2 protein-coding genes are annotated in these 324 nt (G+C 45.7%); both read left to right on the top strand.

The features are described from left to right. A partial coding sequence (locus tag ACLWS4_RS38230; protein ID WP_416876599.1) for a CoA transferase occupies positions 1–224 on the top strand: 224 nt, incomplete at its 5' end. A gap of 3 nt (positions 225–227) precedes the next feature. After that, on the top strand, positions 228–324 hold a 97-nt coding region (locus tag ACLWS4_RS38225; RefSeq protein ID WP_416876600.1), incomplete at its 3' end, for an acyl-CoA dehydrogenase family protein.

Genomic DNA, 324 nt, shown 5'->3' with positions numbered 1-324 from the left:
TGCAGCAGGTAACGGCCGATCCGCAACTTGAGGCAAGGGAAATGTTTATTAAAATGGAGCACCCGGTTGCCGGGGAAATCAAACTTGTCGCAAGCCCGTTAAAACTATCTGAAACCCCTGTCCGGTACGTGCAACACCCGCCCATGCCGGGAGAGCACACAGAAGAGATTTTACGCAGGATCGGGTTTTCACAAGAAGAAATTGAAGCGTACAAGGAGGAATGAATCATGCATTTTGAATTAACGGAAGAACAGGAACTTTTAAAGAAAACCGTACGGAATTTTGTAGATAAAGAGATTATGCCTAACATTCGCGAATGGGATG

Source organism: Kitasatospora sp. SC0581, assembly GCF_048159585.1.
Taxonomy (GTDB): domain Bacteria; phylum Actinomycetota; class Actinomycetes; order Streptomycetales; family Streptomycetaceae; genus Kitasatospora.
The sequence above is the reverse complement of the archived record's forward strand: the minus strand, read 5'-3'. Positions and strand labels throughout refer to the sequence as shown.